Source organism: Methylomagnum sp. (assembly GCF_054333355.1).
The window spans coordinates 1-3824 of record NZ_JBTEKS010000410.1; the positions used below are offsets into that span (position 1 = coordinate 1).

Annotated in this window: 1 protein-coding gene; it reads left to right on the top strand. The window is 60.0% G+C overall.

All coding sequences use genetic code 11. The annotated features are described in order from the left end of the window. Positions 1-95: 95 nt before the first annotated feature. Positions 96-3668 (top strand): phosphoenolpyruvate synthase, encoded by a 3573-nt coding sequence (gene ppsA, locus ACXWUF_RS20235; protein WP_458496373.1) that lies wholly within the window; start codon positions 96-98, stop codon positions 3666-3668. The last annotated feature ends 156 nt before the right edge of the window (positions 3669-3824 follow it).

The window sequence follows — 3824 nt, forward strand, 5'->3', positions numbered from 1 at the left end:
CTTTAGCCCACGATGGTTATGGCTTCTCGTGGGCTAAAGCCCACTCCCACGCCGGTCCTACTTGATTCTAATCACCTGATGAATGGAGCAAGGCCATGAACGCATACGTCATCGGATTCGAAGAACTCGGCGTCCACGATGTGCCCCGCGTGGGCGGCAAGAATGTCTCCTTGGGCGAAATGATAAGTCGCCTGTCGGACGCGGGCGTCAGCGTGCCGGGTGGGTTCGCCACCACGGCGGAAGCCTACCGGGATTTTCTCGCGCAGGGCGGCTTGGACGAGCGCATCTGGGCGGAGCTGGACCGGCTGGACATCGCCGACGTGGCGGCCCTGGCCCGCGTCGGCGAGACCATCCGCCGCTGGATCGTCGCGCAGCCGTTTCCGCCGGAACTAGAGCAGGCCATCGCCACCGCCTATGCCGAACTGGCCCGCGACTCGGGCGAGGGTTTTTCCGTGGCCGTGCGTTCCTCCGCCACGGCGGAAGACTTGCCGGACGCTTCCTTCGCCGGACAGCAGGAGACCTTCCTCAACGTCAGCGGCCTGGAGGGCGTCCTCAAGTCGGTGAAACTGGTGTTCGCCTCGCTGTTCAACGACCGGGCCATCGCCTACCGGGAACACCAGGGCTTCGAGCATCGCAAAGTGTTGTTGTCGGCGGGCGTGCAGCGGATGGTGCGCAGCGATTTGGCGGCCAGCGGCGTGATTTTCACCTTGGACACGGAATCCGGGTTCCGCGACGCGGTGTTCGTCACTGCCGCCTACGGGCTAGGCGAATTGGTGGTGCAGGGCGCGGTGGACCCGGATGAGTTCTACGTCTACAAACCAGCCTTGGCGGCGGGGAAATCAGCGGTGCTGCGGCGCGGTCTGGGCAAGAAGGGCGTGAAGATGCTCTACGACCCGGATAAGGCCGTCGTCACCGTGGACACGCCGGAGGAGGCGCGACGGCGCTTCTCCATCACCGACGCGGAGGCCGAGCAACTGGCGCGGCTGGCGGTCATCATCGAGCAGCATTACGGACGGCCCATGGACATCGAATGGGCCAAGGATGGCTTGGACGGCGGCTTGTACATCGTCCAGGCCCGGCCCGAGACCGTGCAGAGCCGGGCCACGCGGGAAATCGAGCGCTATCAGTTGAAGGAGAAAGGCCCGGTGCTGGCGCAGGGGCGCAGCGTCGGCCACAAGATCGGCGCGGGTCAGGCCAAGGTGATCCAGAGCGTGGCGCAAATGGATTGGGTGCAGCCGGGCGACGTGCTGGTGACGGACATGACGGACCCGGATTGGGAGCCGATCATGAAGCGGGCCAGTGCGATTGTGACTAATCGTGGGGGGAGAACTTGTTTTTCCGGTGATACCCGGTTGTTGACCAATGTCGGTTTCATAACGTTTCGGGAGTTGGATGAGCGGGGCCATGAAGGCGTTAGCATTCCTTCCCTGAACCGTGAAACCTTGAAGATCGAATGGAAGCCAGTATTAGCCGTGATGAAGCGGACGGCAGAACTGATCCGGGTCGGTTTTTCACAAACAGGTCGGATTCGGGGTAATCACCTAGATCTGACCGCGGATCACAAGATGCTGAATTTGTCCGCCGCCGAACTGGTGGATACGGAGATTCAAACCCTGTTGGCGCGGGATGAATGCGCCTTGTTGGCCGAGTATTTACCGCAATTATCGAGTTCCACCGATAAGGAACGCTCCCTGGCCTATCTGCTGGGCGGGATTATGACCGACGGGCGTATCTACTTGTCCCGAACCCATGGCGAAGTCACTTTTATTCAAAAGCCAGAAACCACCAAACAGAACTTCATCGCCCGGATGAACCAAGCCTTATTGGACAATTACGGGAAATCTTTCAAGGAATCGGTTAAGCAGGTTTCCAATGGATTTATCCGGGGACAGCAGGTCATCGGACAAGCCAACGCCTATCGCTGTTACTTCAAATCCATCGCGACGGCCTTACGCGCCGAGCAAGACACCATCGTCACCACCTTACTTAAAAGCGATGCGGAAATCGCTTGTCACTTCTTGGCTGGCGTAATTGACGGTGACGGCAGTTATCTCAATGGCCGGGTCAATCTTTATGTGGCCGATGGGGAGTTATTGGAGGCGGTGATCGTGGCCTGCTTGAGGATTGGCATCGTGCCCTCAGTCACCACTAATCGGACCATTTACAACGTCCAAATTGTGGAGAAACTGAATTTATTGGGCCGCTATACCCAACGGGTATTATGTCGGGATCAACGTGGCATGGGGAGCCGATATTTCAATGCCAAGCAATTACTCACCAACAATATCAACTCGGATATTAATCTCCGGGTGCGTAAAAACCTGCTGATCGACGCACTAGGATTGGTGGATCACTTGCCCGATATTGCGGATTCCGCGCTTAGAAGCCGTATCGAAAAATTATTGGCTTCCGACTTCCGGCAAATCCGAGCCAAGTTCGAGGCTAACTTAGGAGAGGGCGAGGTTTACAACATCACTGTGGCGGATAACCACAACTATCTCGTATTCACCGCCCGCTACTCTCCGATATTGGTGAACAACTGCCACGCCGCGATCATCGCCCGCGAACTGGGCATCCCCGCCGTGGTCGGCTGCGGCGACGCGACCTCCGCCATTCCAGCGGGGGCGGAAGTCACCGTCTCCTGCGCCGAAGGCGACACCGGCTACATCTACGCGGGCAGGCTGCCATACGAGGTCAGCCGCATCAATCTGGACACCATGCCCGAACTGCCCCTCAAGCTGATGATGAACGTGGGCAGCCCGGAGCGGGCCTTCGCTTTCGCTGGGATACCGAACGACGGCGTGGGCCTGGCCCGCATCGAGTTCGTCATCGCCCGGATGATCGGCATCCACCCCAGGGCGCTGCTGGAATTCGACGCGCAAACGCCCGAGTTGCAAGCCGCCATCCGCGAACGCATCGTCGGCTACGCCGACCCGGTGAGCTTCTACGTGGACAAGCTGGCGGAGGGCATCGCCACCATCGGCGCGGCCTTCGCGCCCAAGCCGGTCATCGTCCGCACCTCCGATTTCAAGACCAACGAATACGCCAACCTCCTAGGCGGCGAGCGCTACGAGCCGAAGGAGGAAAACCCCATGATCGGTTTCCGGGGCGCCTCCCGCTACGTGGCCGATTCGTTCCGGGACTGCTTCGAACTGGAATGCCGGGCGCTGAAAAAAGTCCGCGAGGACATGGGCCTGACCAACGTGCAGGTGATGATTCCCTTCGTCCGCACGCTTGAAGAGGCGCGGGGCGTGGCGGCATTGCTGGAACGCTTCGGCCTGCCCCGGGGCGTCAATGGACTCAAGTGGATCATGATGTGCGAGATTCCCTCCAACCCCTTGCTGGCCGACGAGTTCCTGGACATCTTCGACGGCTTCTCCATCGGCTCCAACGATCTGACCCAGTTGACCCTCGGGATAGACCGCGATTCCGGCCTGGTGGCGGGCGGCTTCGACGAGCGCAATCCGGCGGTGAAGGCGCTGATCCGGCAGGCGATTCAGGTCTGTCGGCGGCGCGGCAAGTACATCGGCATTTGCGGGCAGGGTCCGTCGGACCACCCGGATTTGGCGCTGTGGCTGTTGCAGGAAGGGATTGGAAGCCTGTCCCTCAACCCGGATACGGTGGTGGAGACGTGGATGTTTCTGGCGGCGGGCGGGAAGCCCGAGTAGCACAACCTGATTAGCAAGAATCCTCAGTATGGGGTGGGCATGTACTCATACCGATTTAACCCATGGGAATGGTGGGCATGAACACATGCCCACCCTACAGGAGTCAGGCGTTGACTGAGCTTCGTTGCTAATGCTGTAGGGGCGGGAGTGCGGCCA